The organism is Burkholderia sp. Bp9031 (assembly GCF_003857965.1).
GTDB classification, from domain to species: Bacteria; Pseudomonadota; Gammaproteobacteria; order Burkholderiales; family Burkholderiaceae; genus Burkholderia; species Burkholderia ambifaria_A.
Genome location: NZ_QTPW01000105.1, coordinates 1 through 527, shown reverse-complemented (window position 1 = coordinate 527; position 527 = coordinate 1). Strand labels below are relative to the sequence as shown.

The 527-nt window shown below is 63.4% G+C and carries 1 protein-coding gene; it reads left to right on the top strand.

The annotated features are described in order from the left end of the window. Positions 1-527 (top strand): electron transfer flavoprotein subunit beta/FixA family protein (locus DIE15_RS36715; RefSeq protein WP_148095709.1); only part of this gene is annotated, 527 nt, incomplete at both ends.

The window sequence follows — 527 nt, the reverse complement described above, 5'->3', positions numbered from 1 at the left end:
GTCGACATCGCGAACGTGAAGATGTCGATGAACCCGTTCGACGAAATTGCGGTGGAAGAAGCCGTGCGCCTGAAGGAGGCTGGCGTGGCGACCGAAGTGATCGCGGTGTCGGTCGGTGTCGCGCAAGCGCAGGAAACGCTGCGTACGGCGCTGGCGATCGGCGCGGATCGCGCGATCCTCGTTGAGTCGAGCGACAGCGTCGAGCCGCTGGCTGTCGCGAAGATCCTGAAGGCGCTGGTCGACAAGGAACAGCCGCAGTTGGTGATCCTCGGCAAGCAGGCAATCGACGACGATTCGAACCAGACGGGCCAGATGTTGGCCGCATTGGCCAACCTGCCGCAAGCGACGTTCGCATCGAAGGTGACGATCGCCGACGGCCGTGCAACCGTTGCGCGCGAAGTCGACGGCGGCGCGGAAACGCTGTCGCTTCAACTGCCAGCAGTCGTCACCACCGACCTGCGCCTGAACGAGCCGCGCTATGTGACGCTGCCGAACATCATGAAGGCGAAGAAGAAGCCGCTGGAAAC